This is a genomic window from Acidocella sp., assembly GCF_028687955.1.
Classification (GTDB): Bacteria; Pseudomonadota; Alphaproteobacteria; order Acetobacterales; family Acetobacteraceae; genus Acidocella.
Map to the genome: position 1 here is coordinate 1 of NZ_JAQTZC010000063.1, position 13,826 is coordinate 13,826.

A 13,826-nucleotide genomic window follows, 5' to 3' on the forward strand; every position below is an offset into this window, starting at 1 on the left:
GAAACTGCGCGCGATGAAGAGCTTTATCGGCGAGGGTGACAAGGTGAAGGTGACCCTGCGCTTCCGGGGCCGTGAAATGGCGCATCAGGAACTGGGCGTGAAGGTGCTGGAGCGCATTCGCGCCGATCTGGACGTGGAGACGAAGGTTGAGCAGATGCCGAAGATGGAAAACCGGCAGATGGTTATGGTGCTCACCCCGCGCTGAGCCACGCGCGGCCTGAAACAGGCATTGAAAAACCCGCCAGGAGAGATCCAGGCGGGTTTTTTGTGGTTATACCAGTCAGCCTTAAGGCTGACTGGTATGCGCGCGGGGCTGGTGGGGCGGCCGCGCGCAAACTCAAGAGCTTATACCAGCCCGCCACCAAACCCAGAGAGTCAAGCTCTTGGCGGGCTGGTATTATGCCGGCTTGGCGGTTACTCGCACCTGATTGAGACTTCGGATTAACCCGTAAGGCGGGTCAATCGGAAGTCATCGCAGTCTAGGTCCTGATTGGTTTAAGTGTGATCAGGCTCCAGCTATTTTTCAGAGGGCGATTCACGCTTTCGGCTCGCTCGGCTGAGCGAACCTCAAGCGAACCTCAAACGATCGCGCTCTATTCCGGGGTTTGGGCGGGCTTGTCGGCCTTTACCAGCCTTGGCCGGCCACGGGGGCGGGGCACACGCGGTACTTCCGCCGGGGTGAGCACGAGTGGCGGCGTCTCGTCAGCGGGAACGGCGGCGGGAGCCGGGGCTGCCGCTGGCGGCGCCTTGGCAATGATGGGGATCGGCTTGGGCTCGGGAGGCGCCGCCACCGGCACCGCCATGATCACGGGTTGCTCGCCGAGACCGGCAGGCTCACCCACGGCGGCGGCCAGCTCGGCCTCCAGCGCGGAGCTGATGTCGATACGCATGTCCAAAGCGGGTTCCGAGCGGGGAAGGCGCTCATGGCGTTCAGGGCGGTCCTGACGATCCTGGCGCTCAGTCCGCTCGGGGCGGTCCTGCCGCTGGAATTCAGGCTTCTGGCGCGGCTCATAAGGGCGTTGCTCGAAGCGGCGATTTTCGTTCTGCGGGCGGTTTTCCGGGCGGGGGTCGGACGTGGGTTCGCCTTCTGCCGTTTCGCGGCGCTGGAACGCGTTCTGATTATTCGGCTGCTGCCCGCCCTGAGCCGGGTTGGGCACACCCTGCGCCTGGTTGATGGCGCTGATGATGCGGAAGTAATGCTCCGCATGCTGGTAATAGGCTTCGCCCAGCACCCGGTCTCCATTGCTGGAGGCGTCACGCGCAAGTTGCTGATACTTATCGTAGAGCTGCTGCGCCGTGCCCCGGACCCGCATTTCAGGACCGGAACTGTCAAAAACATGGTTACGGTTTAGCGGAATTCCATTTTGCTGGTTGCGGAACCCGCCGCCACCACCGCCACCGCCGCCACCAGGGCGATGGTTGCGGCCACGCATGCGCTTGATATTCATATGCTCTCGTCTATCCTCGTAAGATTGCTTGCGCGGCGGGGCGCGTTAGCACCACCAAACCCAAAGCGGCCCCGTAAATCACCGAGACTCGAGGCCAATCAGCCCGCACGCCCCGTGCTTAGCCTTATCCGCGCGTTATGCCAAATGTTTATTTACGCCATGTCAAAATAAGCGCGCGCGGCACCCCGCCCAGATCGGCCCGAGTCGTGGCGGCGAATCCGGCCTGCGCCGCCAGCGCGGCGACATCAGGGGCCTGCCCTACTCCCAGCTCCAGCACCGCTGCGCCATTCATTGTGAGCAGGCGGGGCAGGGCGGCTATGAGCAGACGGTAGGCCTCCAGCCCGTCAGCACCGCCGTGCAGCGCGCTGGCGGGCTCGAACCCGGCCACTTCGGGCATCAGCCCGGCGATATCGGCGCTGGGGATATAGGGGGGATTGCTCACCACCAGATCGAACATGCCGCTCAGCGCCGCCGCCCAGTTGCCGGCGCAAAACGCCGCCCGGCTGGCTAGGCCGAGGCTTCTCGCGTTGTCAGCCGCAAGCGCGGCGGCGGCGGGGGAAATATCAACGCCCACACCGAAGGCCGCTGGGAATTCGCTGAGCAGCGCCAGCAGCAGGCAGCCGGTGCCAGTGCCAAGGTCCAGCACGCGGGCGGGGGCGATGCCAAGCGCCAGCACGGCTTCCACCAAGGTCTCGGTATCGGGCCGGGGAATGAGCGTGGCGGGGGAGACGGCGAAGTTGAGCCCCCAGAACTCCTTGCGGCTGAGAATATAGGCCAGCGGCTCGCGCGCCGCGCGCCGCGCCACCAGCGGCTCGAAGCGTTCCGGGGTCACCTCGGCCTGCAACAACAATCTGGCGGCGGTAATGCCCTCGGCCGCCGCCAGCAGCAGCCGCGCCTCGCGCCGGGGTTCCTCGATGCCAGCCTGGGCCAACCGCGCCGCGATCGCGGTAAGCGCTTGTGCCGTGGGGATCACTGGTTATCAGCCGCCAGGCGCGCTGCCTGGTCCTCGGCGATCAGCGCGTCGATGATGTCATCCATTTCGCCCTGCATGACGCGGTCGATCTTGTGCAGGGTGAGGTTGATGCGATGATCGGTGACGCGGCCCTGCGGGAAGTTATAGGTGCGGATGCGCTCGGAGCGGTCGCCGGTGCCGACCTGGGATTTACGGTCCGCCGCGCGGGTGGCGTGCAGCGAGGAACGCTGCTGCTCATACATCCGCGCGCGCAAAATCTTCATCGCCTTGGCTTTGTTTTTGTGCTGGCTGCGCTCCTCCTGCATGGCCACCACGATGCCTGTCGGAATATGCGTGATGCGCACGGCGGATTCGGTTTTGTTCACATGCTGGCCGCCAGCACCCGAGGCGCGGTAGACATCGATGCGCAGATCGCTCTCGTTAACCTCGACATCCACCTCTTCAACTTCCGGCAGCACCGCGACCGTTACGGTGGAGGTGTGGATGCGCCCTTGTGTCTCAGTCGCGGGAACGCGCTGCACGCGGTGCACGCCGGATTCAAACTTCAGCTTGGAGAACACTGATTTGCCGGTGATCTCGGCGATGCCTTCCTTCAACCCGCCCAGCTCGTTCTCGCCGTATTCCATAACCTCGAATTTATAGCCGTGCAGGCCGGAATATTTCTGGTAGGCCTGGAAGAGTTCGGCGGCGAACAAGGCGGCTTCATCGCCACCCGCCGCCGGGCGGATTTCCAGGATGGCGGAGCGGTCGTCCATTTCATCCTTGGGCAAGAGCGCCAGGCGCAGCGCCATTTCCAGCTCGGGGATCTGCTGCTTCAAGTCTTCCAGCTCGGCGGCAGCCAGTTCCCTCATCTCGGGGTCGGCCAGCAGGCTTTGCGCCTCGGCCTGGGCCCGCTCGGCGGCGCGCAGTCCGGCGATGCGCTCCTCGATTGGTTGCAGCTCGGAGAGTTCCTTCGAGGCATTCACGAACGCATCGCCCGCCAGCGTGCCGGAGAGCATGAAGCGCAGCTCCTCGGCGCGTGAGAGAATACGGTCGAGCTTATGGTCAAAACTCATGAACGCAACAGACCCGGCAGGTCGGAGAATAACACATCCTGCTGCGAACCGTCCTTGAGGTTTTTCAGTTTGATATCCTCGCCCACCAGCACGGCAAATTTCGCGCCCGATTTATTGGCGCGCTCCAGCCGCTTCTTCGCGTTGCCAGCATAGGCGATTTCGGCGGCGATGCCGATGTCGCGCAGGGATTTGAGAATGTTCAAGGCCGTGGCGTGATATTCCTCGTTCATGGGAATGATCGCCGCCAGGCGATGCAAAACTACCGGCGCCGCGATGAGCATGGAGAGCCGCTCAATCCCCGCCGCCCAGCCGACGCCCGGCACACTCGGCCCGCCCATCTGTTCGACCAGGCCATCATAACGCCCGCCCGCCAGCACGGTGCCCTGCGCGCCGAGTGCGGTGGTCACGAATTCAAAGGCGGTGTGGTTATAATAATCCAACCCGCGCACGATGCGGGGGTTCTCGGTGAAGGGGACACCGAAGGCGGTGAGCGTTGATTTCAATCCGTTATAGAATTCAGCGGCGGCTTGTGAGAGATGATCGTGGATCAGCGGCGCTTCGGCCACCAATTTCTGGTCGCCCTCGTCCTTGGAATCCAGGATACGCAGCGGGTTTTTCTCAAGCCGGGTTTTGCTCTCCGTTGAGAGGCCCTCGGCATGTTGCGCGAAATAGGCGACCAGCGCGGCGCGGTAGTTGTTGCGTGATTCAGCATCGCCCAGCGTGTTGATGTGCAGCTCCACGCTTGCGGCGATGCCCAGCTCGTTGAGAACTTGCCAGCCGGCAGCGATAACTTCGGCATCCGCCAGCGGCGTGGCGGGGCCGAGAAGCTCCACGCCGATTTGATGAAACTGCCGGTAGCGGCCTTTTTGCGGGCGCTCATAACGGAACATCGGCCCGGCGTAGAAAACCTTTTGCGGCAGGGTTTGCGTGAGCCCGGCGGTGATCAGCGCGCGGCACACGCCAGCCGTGCCCTCGGGCCGCAGGGTCACGGAATCGCCACCGCGATCCTCAAAGGTATACATCTCCTTGGTCACGACATCGGAGGTTTCCCCCAGCGTGCGCGAGAATACCTTGGTGTCCTCGAAAATTGGCGTCTGCCATTCGCTGAAGCCATAAAGCGCGGTGACGCGCCGCGCGGTTTCAACAACATGCGCGTGCCGGGCCGCGTCTTCGCCGATGAGGTCGCGGGTGCCGCGCACGGGTTGCAGGGGAGGGGCCATGATTTTCAAACCAACCTGTAAAATAAAAAATGCCGGAGCCAGCAGGCTCCGGTTAAAACGAACGTACTGAAACTGCGGCTACTGTGCTGCGAGTTTGGCCGCGCTCAGCTCCGCTTCCACCTGCGCCGCCTTGGCTTCCACCAGTTCGACGATGTGGTTCACCATGTCGCCGTTCTCGATCGTGTGGTCGGTTTTGCCGGCCGCATAGATCATGTGCTTGCCGTTGCCGCCGCCGGTCAGGCCGAGGTCGGTCATCAGCGCCTCGCCGGGGCCGTTGACCACGCAACCGATAATGGAGAGCGTGATCGGCGTTTTGATATGAGCGAGACGTTCTTCCAGCGTTTCAACCGTCTTGATGACGTTAAAGCCCTGGCGCGCGCAGGAGGGGCAGGAAATGATGCGCACGCCGCGATGGCGGATGCCGAGCGATTTGAGAATATCCCAGCCGACCAGCACTTCTTCCTCGGGCTCGGCCGAGAGCGAGACACGCATGGTATCGCCCACGCCAGCCCACAGCAGCGAGCCCAGGCCGATGGAGGATTTCACCGTGCCCGCGCGCTTGCTGCCCGCCTCGGTGATGCCGATATGCAGCGGGTGGTCGCACACCTCAGCCAGTTGCTGATACGCCGCCACGGCCATGAAAACATCAGACGCCTTCACCGAAATCTTGAACTCGTGGAAGTCGTGGTCCTGCAAGATCTTGGCGTGTTCCAGGGCGGATTCCACCAGCGCGTCAGGGTTCGGCTCGCCGTATTTTTCCAGCAGGTGTTTCTCCAGGCTGCCCGCGTTCACGCCGATGCGCATGGAGCAGTTATAATCGCGCGCGGCCTTGATGACATCGCGCACGCGCTCCGGCGAGCCGATGTTGCCGGGGTTGATGCGCAAACAGGCAGCACCCGCCTGCGCTGCCTCGATGCCGCGCTTGTAGTGAAAATGGATGTCCGCGACGACCGGCACGTTCACCTGGGCGATGATATGCTTCAGCGCCGCCGTGCTCTCCTCATCGGGGCAGGAGACGCGCACAATATCCACCCCGGCGGCCTCGGCGCGCAGAATTTGGGCCACCGTGGCGTCAATATCGGTGGTGAGCGTGTTGGTCATGGTCTGCACGGAGATCGGCGCATCGCCGCCGACCTTCACATTGCCGACGCTGATCTGGCGGGACTTGCGGCGGATGATCTGCTGATATTCGCGGTAGTTCATAATAATTCCTTCAGTTGGCCGCCGGCGGCGCGGCGGGTTTTGCCGCTGGCGGTGTCAGAGCATAGTTGTGCAACACAGCGCCCACAGCGCCCAGAGGCGCGCCGGCCTTGCCGTTGATGGCGATCTCGGTGCCCCCGGCGTTGCCCACGGTCATGGTCAGCCCGGCTTCATCGGGGACGGGCCAACTCTCTCCGGCATGCAGCACCTTGCTGAAGAGTATGTTGCCCGTGGTGTCGCTTACTTCAACCCAGGTGTCGGCGGTGGCGAGAATGACCTGGCCGTTGTCAGGGGTTGCGACGGGCGCGGTAACGGGTTGCGCTGGCGGCTCGGCGGCGGGTTGTACTGCCGGAGTGAGTTCTGGCGCCACCACTGCCACCGGCGCTGCCGCCGCCACCGCCGCGGCGGGCGCGGGCGTTGGCGTGGCCTGAGCGGCTGGCGTGGCCGGAGCGGCTGGCGTGGCGGGAGCGGCTGGCGGCTTGGGCGGAACGGCGAGCGGCGCGAGTTGCACAGGCACGCTTGGCACCGCGGCGGCCATGCGCCGTTCCTTCTCGGTGTGTAGATACCACAGCCCGTAGCCCGCGAGCAGGAGCACGACGCCGAGCAGTGCAATCGCCCCGGCGGGAACGCCGCGGTCGGGCACGGGGGCCAGGAACTTCAGCTCCGCCGGGGGCAGTTCGCCCATGCTCCCGGCATCACGGAAGCGGCGCAGGATCTCCTCGGGGTCCAGCCCCAGGCTTTGGGCATAGGTGCGAATAAACCCGGTTTGATACGCGGGGCCTGGCAGGGCCCCGAGGTCCCCGCGCTCAATGGCTTCAAGGTAGGGCAGGCGGATGCGGAGCCCCTCAGCCACTTCGGGCAGTTTCCAGCCCAGCCTTTCGCGTACACTACGAAGGCCGGCACCCACCTGGGCGGCTGGCTGCGGCTGGTCGGTTTGCGTCATGTCGATCCCGGCAATCTCGTTTGGCATTCTGCGGCGCTTTGTATACCGCCCCGGCGCTTTGCGCTACCGCCCCGCGTGCAGGGGTTAAACCGGCAGGTTATGTTCGCGCGCCCAGGCGGTCAACGGTTCGCGGATGCTCCCGCCCGCCGCCCCAGACCGGCGCAATTCGCGCAGCACGGAGCGCAACGCATTCAGGTCCGCTTCCACCAGCAGCGCCTTCACCGGCAAGATGGCATTGCCGGACATGGAGAGCGTGCGCACGCCCATGGCGGCGAACACCAGCGCGTCCATCGGCCGGCCGGCCGCCTCGCCGCAGATGGAAAGAGGCACCCCGGCCCCACCGCAAGCCGTGACCAGCCGTTCCAGCATTTCCAATACGGGGGCGGATAGCGTGTCGTAGCGCTCGGCCAGTTCGGGCGTTCCGCGGTCTGCCGCGAAGAGGAACTGCATGAGGTCGTTGGTGCCGACCGAGATGAAATCCGCCTCCGCCAGCAGGCCGGGGAGCTGGAACAACAGGGCGGGCACTTCCAGCATGGTTCCGGCTTCGAGTGTTTCCGGCACCGGGCGGATGCGCGCGGCCTCGGCTTCCAGCAGATCCCGCGCGGCGCGGAATTCCTCCACCGTGGCGACCATGGGGAACATCACCGAGAGCGGGCGGCCCTGTGCGCCCAGCAGCAGCGCGCGCAGCTGGCGGCGCAAAATCGCCGGGCGGTCCAGCCCCACGCGCAAGGAGCGCCAGCCCATAGCCGGGTTTTCCTCACCCCCGCTGGCCTCGCCGGGGAGCAATTTGTCAGCCCCCAGATCCAGCGTGCGGAACAGCACGGGGCGCCCACCCGCACGGTCCATCACCCGGGCGTATTCCGCCGCCTGGCCCGCGACGTCAGGGATGCCGCCCGCCGCCAATGCGGCGATTTCCGTGCGGTAAAGGCCGATGCCATCGGCCCCGGTGCGCTCCAGCTGGTCCAGCTCCAGCGCCAGGCCGACATTGAGCATTAGGCTCATCTGGGTGCCGTCGCGGGTGATGGCGGGGAGGTCCCGATAGGCCGAGAGCGCCGCCGCGCGGACCGAGCGGGCGGCAAGCGCGCGGTCATAAACCTGCAATATCTCTGGTTCCGGGCGCAAAATCAGCGTCGCCCCTTCGGCGTCCAGCAAGGCGTCATCGCCGCCTTGCGCAGCCTCCACCGCGCCACGCTCCACGGCCAGCGCGGGCAAGCCCAGGGCGCGGGCCAGAATCGCGGCGTGGCCGGAGGCGCTGGCCTCCTCGATCGCCACCCCGGCGATGCCGCGCGCGTGCCAGTCCAGAAGGTCTGCCGGGCCAAGGCGGCGCACCAGCAGGAGCATGCCGTCAGCGCGTTCGGGCTTGGGCGCCATGCCGCCCAGCGCCACCATCAGGCGGCCGATCATGTCCTCGATGTCGGCCAGTTTCTCGCGCAGGTAAGGATCGGTGATGCGGCGCATGCGTTCGCGCAGGTTCTGCGCCACCTTGTCCACGGCGGTTTCGGCGGTCAGCCCGTCGCCGATGGCTTGGCGCACCTGGGAAAGCCAGCCGGCGGACTGCGTGACCATGCGGTAGGCGTCCAGCACATCGCGCGGGGCGCTGCCGCCGGGTAGGGTGGAGGTGATCAGCCCGTCCAGGCTTTTGTTGGCGGTCTCCACCGCCTTTTCCAGCCGCGCCAGCTCGGCGGCGGGGTCGTCGGTGAGTAGCTTGGCGATGGGCGGGGAGGCGCCGTATGGCAGGATTTTGCCGCGCGCGATACCAGAGGAGAGCACATGCCCGGCGTAACGGCGCGGCAGGCGGGCGGAGAAGCCTTCCTCTGATAAATCCGTCGCCCCCGCGCGCGCCAGGATTTCCGCCAGCAGCATGGCCACGGTCGCCACCACCTCGACCTCAACCGGAGCGAACACCCGGGCCTCACGCGACATCATCGCGATGACGCCAAGAATCCGCCCCGCGCGCTTCACCGGCATCGCCAGTGTGGAGGCAAACGCCTCCTCGCCCAGCTCGGCGCGGTAGACATAGCGCGGGTGGTTCTGCGCATCAGGCAGGTTCAGCGAGTCGCCAGAGGCCGCGACCATGCCGATAATGCCCTCGCCCAGACGCAGGCGCGTATGACCGACGGCGCTGATATTCAACCCATGGGTGGCGGCAAGTTCCAGCACTTCGCCAGGCCGGGCGACATAGATGACGCAGGCATCAGCGGGGAGTTCCTGCGCCAGCAACCCGGCGATGTCCGGCAGGCTCGCGGTGCCGGAGGCCAGAGCCTCGCGCAGCCGGGCGAACAAATGCCGGGTGTCACCGAATTTGGGTTTTCTGCGCCGGGGCTGCCTGGGCGGAGTCTCGCTGATCATGTAGCTATCTTGCCATGCAAAAGCGGCAAAAATCAGCCCTGATCAGCAGATTAGAGAGGTTTTTTCTTCCCCAGATTGAAAAAATTCAATCCGGGGAAGAGTTTTATCACCTCAGGCCTTCGCCACGCGCGCCGCCAGCGCCGCCAGTGCCTGCGCTCGCAGATCCGAGAGGATTTCAGCCACCGGCTGAATTTCGGTGACCATGCCGACCGACTGTCCGGCCATGACCGAGCCGTTCGCGACATCGCCGTCGATCACCGCGCGCCGGAGCGCACCGGCCCAGAAATGCTCGATTTCCAGCTGGGCGGCGTTTTTGTCCAGTTCGCCGTCCTGGAATTTTTTCAACACCTCGGCCTGGTGGCGCATGAAGCGTTTGGTGCCCTCGTTCACCAGACCGCGCACCGGGATCACGGGGAAGCGCTCGTCGATCTGCACGGAGGGCAGCGCGTCGCGCGCATTGGCCTTGAGGAAGGCCTGCTTGAAGCTTGGGTGCGCGATGCTCTCAACCGAGGCGGCAAAGCGCGTGCCGAGCTGCGCCCCGGCGGCGCCCATTTCCAGATACCCCAGAATCGCCTCGCCGCGCGCCAGCCCGCCCGCGACGAACACCGGCACCTCACGGATATGCGGCAGAATTTCCTGCGCCAGCACGGTGAGCGAGACCGGGCCGATATGCCCGCCCGCCTCGGAACCCTCGATCACCAGCGCGTCCACGCCCAATTTCACGAAGCGCCTGGCCAGCACCAGCGCGGGGGCGAAGGCGACGACCTTGGCGCCACCGTCCTTGGCCGCGCGGATGGCGGGGCCGGAGGGAATGCCGCCGGCAAAGACGATATGCGTGACCTTGGCGCGCAGGCAGATCTGCACCAGCTCGTCGAGCTGCGGGTGCATGGTGATCAGGTTCACGCCGAAGGGTTTGTCCGTCATCGCCTGGGTGGCGGCGATTTCGGCATCCAGAAGGGCCGGCGGCATCGCGCCGCAGGCGATGACGCCAAACCCGCCCGCATTGGAGATGGCGGAGACCAGGTGACGCTCGGAGACCCAGCTCATCGCGCCGGCCATGATGGCGTGTTCCGTGCCGAGGAAAGCGCCGCCGCGGGCCTGCAGGGCGGCGTATTCGGCCGCCGCGTCATGCGTATAATTATGCATCGAGTTCATACGCCGTGTGCAGCGCGCGCACCGCCAGTTCGGTATATTCGGCGGCCACCAGCACGCTTACCTTGATCTCGCTGGTGGAGATCACCAGGATATTGATGCCGCGCGCGGCCAGGGTGCGGAACATGGTGCCCGCAACACCCGCATGGCTGCGCATCCCCACGCCGACCACGGAGATTTTGGCAACGTTCGGGTCGGTGGAGATTTCGGCATAGCCGATTTCCTGGCGGGCCTGCTCCAGCACCGCGATGGTGCGCGGCAGGTCGGTCTTGCCGACTGTGAAGGTCATATCCGTCGTGCCGTCGGCGGAGACGTTCTGCACGATCATGTCCACGTTGATATGCGCCTCGGCCAGGGGCACGAAAATGGCGGCGGCGACGCCGGGGCGGTCTGGCACCCGGCGCACTGTTACCTTGGCTTCATCGCGCGAATAGGCGATCCCTGCGACAATTTCCTGTTCCACAACTTCATCCTCATCAACAACCATGGTGCCGGGCGCATCGGTAAAGCTGGAGAGCACCTGCACCCGCACATGCTCCTTCATCGCCAGTTCCACTGAGCGCGTCTGCAGCACTTTCGCGCCCACGGAGGCTAGTTCCAGCATTTCCTCGTAGGTGATCTTGCTCAGCTTGCGCGCGCCGGAGACGATTCGCGGGTCGGTGGTGTAGACCCCGTCCACATCGGTATAAATATCGCAGCGGTCCGCGTTCAGCGCCGCCGCCAGGGCGACCGCCGAGGTATCGGAGCCGCCACGGCCCAAGGTTGTCACCCTGTTGTCCGGGCCGATGCCCTGGAACCCGGCAACCACGGGGATCTGCCCCTGTTGCATGCGTTCGACCAGTTCGTCGGCCTCGATCGAGCTGATCCGCGCCTTGCCGTGCTGGCCATCGGTTTCCACCGCGATCTGCCAGCCCATCCAGCTGCGCGCATCCATGCCCAGGTTTTGCAAGGCAATCGCGGTGAGCCCCGCGGTCACCTGCTCGCCGGTCGCAACCACGGTGTCATACTCACGCGCGTCGAACAGCGGGGAGAGCTTCTGGCACCAGTCCACCAGCTGGTTGGTGGTGCCCGACATGGCGGAAACCACCACGGCCACCTCGTTGCCTTTGCCGGCCTCCGCCTTCACCCGCTGGGCGACATTGCGGATACGGTCCAGATCGGCGACGGAGGTGCCGCCGAATTTCATCACGATACGCGCCATACATATGTCCCTTGTGGAAAACCGGCCGGGGCGTCACATACCGGTCACAGGAGAATTCGGCAATGCAGGGCAGTTCGGTCAGACCAGAAGAAATCGCTCTTTTCGATGATTTGGCGGCGCGCTGGTGGGATCCGGCCGGGCCGATGCGGCCTTTGCACATGATGAACCCGCCCCGCGCGGCCTGGGTGCTGGAGCGGGTGGCGCGGCATTTTCCCGGCCCGGTGCGGGTGCTCGATGCCGGGTGCGGCGCCGGTCTGCTCTCCGAGTCTCTCGCCAGGGCGGGGCATGAGGTGCTGGGGCTGGACGCCGGCGCCGAGGTGATTGCCGCGGCGCAGGCGCATGCGGCCGGGCAGGGTCTGGCGCTTAGCTACCGCAACGCCACCGTGGAGGCTCTGCTGGCCGAGGGACGCAAATTCCCGGTCATCACCGCGCTGGAGGTGCTCGAGCATGTGGCCGGGCCGGGTGAATTCATCGCCAAGCTGGCGGCGCTGCTGGAGCCGGGCGGGTTGTTGTTCGTCTCGACCATGGACCGCAGCCGGAAATCCTTCCTGGTGGCCAAGCTGGGGGCGGAGTATCTGCTGCGCATGCTCCCTGTTGGCACCCATAACTGGCGCCAGTTCGTCACCCCGGCGGAGCTGGGCGGGTACTGCCGCGCCGCGGGCTTGCGTCTGTGCGACACGGCGGGGATTTCCTTCGCGCCGCTGACCGGGGGGTTCCGCATTTCGCGCGATACCTCGGTGAATTACATCGCCATGGCGCAGGCGGGTTGAGTTCATCTTTGGTGCACCGGAGCAAGGATATGAGGGGGAAACCGTTGGCCCGCGCGATCGCGTTTTATTTGCCGCAGTATCATCCCGTGGCTGAGAACAATGAGTGGTGGGGCGAGGGGTTTACCGAATGGACGAACACGGCAAAGGCAAAGCCTTTGTTTCGCGGGCATTATCAGCCGCATGTGCCTGCCGACCTCGGGTTTTATGATCTGCGCCTAGTCGCTTCACGCGCGGCTCAGGCGGATTTGGCACGGCGTTACGGGATCGAAGGGTTTTGCTACTATCATTACTGGTTCGCTGGGCGGCGAATACTGGAGCGGCCATTTGATGAGGTGCTGAGTTCCGGGGAACCGGATTTTCCTTTCTGCCTGTGCTGGGCGAATGAAAGCTGGAGCGGAATCTGGCATGGCCTGCCGAATCGGCTGCTCATCGAGCAGAGCTATCCGGGGCGGGAGGATCATTTCGCGCATTTCCAGAGCCTGCTGCCGGCCTTTCGGGATGAGAGATATATCTGTATCGGGGGTAAGCCGGTTTTTTTGATCTACAAACCGGAACATATTCCCGATCTGGTGGCCGTTTTGGCCTATTGGCGCGAGATGGCGGCCGAGGCCGGGCTGCCGGGGCTGTATCTGTGTGCGGTGCAGGCAAGCAAAGGCTGGAACGCTCTGGAGCATGGGTTTGATGCCAGGATCGCTACTCCGGACATGCCAGGTAAGTTGAGCTTTCGCGAAGCGCCGATGCAATATCTACGCAAAAAGCTTAGGCTCCGCGCGCGCGGGCCGATGGTGCGGGCATTCAACGCGTTCAGCCGCGCAGAGATGAGCGGCAACCTGCGGGATGTGACGCTACATCCCTGTTTGGTTCATGCCTGGGACAACACGCCGCGCTCCGGTCGACGGGGGGTTGTGCTGCAAGACGCCACGCCGGAACTGTTCGCACCCATCATGCGCGCGGCAGTGCGTGGTTTGCAGGCCAAGCCACCGGAGCAGCGTTTGCTGTTCCTGAAATCCTGGAACGAATGGGCGGAGGGAAATCACCTGGAGCCTGATTTGAAATTTGGTCATGGCTTTTTGAAGGTCATAGGCGAAGCGTTGGGGGTGGGGCGCGGGGAGGGCGAGCGCCACGAATAACCGGGCCTAAACCGTAATTCGCTGCTAGCATGATACGAAATATTTGAGGGCTATTGAAACTTGATGGCGCGCAGGCTGGCCCGCTTGCGCCATTGCTGCAAAAAATCCATCAGCTGCCGCCAGGGGCGGATGGTTTCCCATAGGATCTTGCCCGGCAACCCGCGCTTCGCGGCAAGGTCTTTGCTGGTCTGAATTGAACTTTGGAATTCGCCCTCGGGCTGGCTGTGCATGGCCTTTTGCAATTGCATGCACAAGGCCGGGTCCAGTTGCAAAACGCTCAACCCCTCCACAATGGTGGGAACATCGAACAGCAGATGGTCCACCGGGCGCGCTGGGCGGGCCGCATGGGCCAGCATTTTTTGCGCCCCCTGGCGGCTCAGCACAT

The 13,826-nt window shown here is 64.6% G+C and carries 13 protein-coding genes; 3 read left to right on the forward strand and 10 right to left on the reverse strand.

Annotation, left to right across the window (positions count from 1 at the left end; genetic code table 11):
• Positions 1-205 (forward strand): translation initiation factor IF-3 (gene infC / locus PHE40_RS08830; RefSeq protein WP_299960911.1); only part of this gene is annotated, 205 nt, incomplete at its 5' end.
• A gap of 388 nt (positions 206-593) precedes the next feature.
• On the opposite strand, the gene PHE40_RS11040 is transcribed toward infC, so the two are convergent.
• The 9 genes from PHE40_RS11040 to PHE40_RS08875 all read right to left on the reverse strand — a co-directional run bounded on the left by PHE40_RS11040 (position 594) and on the right by PHE40_RS08875 (position 11,541).
• Positions 594-1,448: a DUF4167 domain-containing protein gene (locus PHE40_RS11040; protein ID WP_408838911.1), complete on the reverse strand. Its 855-nt coding sequence runs from the start codon at positions 1,446-1,448 to the stop codon at positions 594-596.
• A 148-nt stretch (positions 1,449-1,596) separates the two neighbouring features.
• The gene (gene prmC / locus PHE40_RS08840) at positions 1,597-2,421 is read right to left on the reverse strand and encodes a peptide chain release factor N(5)-glutamine methyltransferase (protein WP_299960913.1); all 825 of its coding nucleotides are present in this window, start codon (positions 2,419-2,421) and stop codon (positions 1,597-1,599) included.
• Entirely contained in the window at positions 2,418-3,476 is a 1,059-nt protein-coding gene (gene prfA / locus PHE40_RS08845; RefSeq protein ID WP_299960915.1) for a peptide chain release factor 1, read from the reverse strand. The genes prmC and prfA overlap by 4 nt, the downstream gene beginning before the upstream one ends.
• The gene (hisS, locus tag PHE40_RS08850) at positions 3,473-4,696 is read right to left on the reverse strand and encodes a histidine--tRNA ligase (RefSeq protein WP_299960917.1); all 1,224 of its coding nucleotides are present in this window, start codon (positions 4,694-4,696) and stop codon (positions 3,473-3,475) included. The genes prfA and hisS overlap by 4 nt, the downstream gene beginning before the upstream one ends.
• A 78-nt stretch (positions 4,697-4,774) precedes the next feature.
• Positions 4,775-5,902, reverse strand: a complete 1,128-nt coding sequence (gene ispG / locus PHE40_RS08855) for a flavodoxin-dependent (E)-4-hydroxy-3-methylbut-2-enyl-diphosphate synthase (RefSeq protein WP_299960931.1) — start codon at positions 5,900-5,902, stop codon at positions 4,775-4,777.
• A gap of 7 nt (positions 5,903-5,909) precedes the next feature.
• Positions 5,910-6,866, reverse strand: a complete 957-nt coding sequence (locus tag PHE40_RS08860; protein ID WP_299960919.1) for a helix-turn-helix domain-containing protein — start codon at positions 6,864-6,866, stop codon at positions 5,910-5,912.
• Positions 6,867-6,923: 57 nt separating this feature from the next.
• Positions 6,924-9,188 carry a putative PEP-binding protein gene (locus tag PHE40_RS08865; RefSeq protein ID WP_299960921.1) on the reverse strand — a complete coding sequence of 755 codons (2,265 nt, stop codon included), beginning with the start codon at positions 9,186-9,188 and terminating at the stop codon, positions 6,924-6,926.
• A 111-nt stretch (positions 9,189-9,299) separates the two neighbouring features.
• The gene (locus PHE40_RS08870; protein ID WP_299960933.1) at positions 9,300-10,334 is read right to left on the reverse strand and encodes a nitronate monooxygenase family protein; all 1,035 of its coding nucleotides are present in this window, start codon (positions 10,332-10,334) and stop codon (positions 9,300-9,302) included.
• Complete coding sequence (locus PHE40_RS08875; RefSeq protein ID WP_299960923.1) at positions 10,327-11,541, reverse strand: aspartate kinase; 1,215 nt, start codon at positions 11,539-11,541, stop codon at positions 10,327-10,329. Before PHE40_RS08875 ends, PHE40_RS08870 begins: the two co-directional genes overlap by 8 nt.
• Before the next feature lie 62 nt (positions 11,542-11,603).
• Between PHE40_RS08875 and ubiG the strand changes: the two genes are divergently transcribed.
• A complete protein-coding gene (gene ubiG, locus PHE40_RS08880; protein ID WP_299960925.1) occupies positions 11,604-12,311 on the forward strand; it encodes a bifunctional 2-polyprenyl-6-hydroxyphenol methylase/3-demethylubiquinol 3-O-methyltransferase UbiG in 708 nt (235 codons plus the stop codon).
• 44 nt (positions 12,312-12,355) lie between these two features.
• A complete protein-coding gene (locus PHE40_RS08885; protein ID WP_299960927.1) occupies positions 12,356-13,441 on the forward strand; it encodes a glycoside hydrolase family 99-like domain-containing protein in 1,086 nt (361 codons plus the stop codon).
• A 50-nt stretch (positions 13,442-13,491) separates the two neighbouring features.
• Here PHE40_RS08885 and PHE40_RS08890 read toward each other — a convergent pair.
• The coding region (locus PHE40_RS08890; RefSeq protein WP_299960929.1) for a hypothetical protein at positions 13,492-13,826 on the reverse strand (335 nt) is incomplete at its 5' end.